The sequence below is a fragment of the Bacillus cereus group sp. BfR-BA-01408 genome (assembly GCF_022663305.1).
Taxonomy (GTDB): Bacteria; Bacillota; Bacilli; order Bacillales; family Bacillaceae_G; genus Bacillus_A; species Bacillus_A pacificus.
Genome location: NZ_JAKUFF010000347.1, coordinates 1 through 215 on the forward strand (window position 1 = coordinate 1; position 215 = coordinate 215).

Sequence of the window (215 nt, forward strand, 5' to 3'; positions counted from 1 at the left end):
CTAAACCAGCGGTGGAAGAGAAACCAAAAGAAGAAACAAGTAAACCAGTGGTAGAAGAAAAACCAAAAGAGGAAACGACTAAACCAGCGGTGGAAGAGAAGTCGAAAGAAGGAACAAGTAAACCAGTAGTAGAAGAGCGACGAAAAGAAGGCAACAAGCTAGCAAAGGAAAATGAATCCAATAAACAAGTGGATAATAAAAAAGAAGAGAGTAAA

General features: G+C 38.6%; 1 pseudogene. It reads left to right on the top strand.

From position 1 onward, the window contains the following. Positions 1-215 (top strand): annotated as a pseudogene (locus MR083_RS27590) (hypothetical protein); the annotation flags it as partial.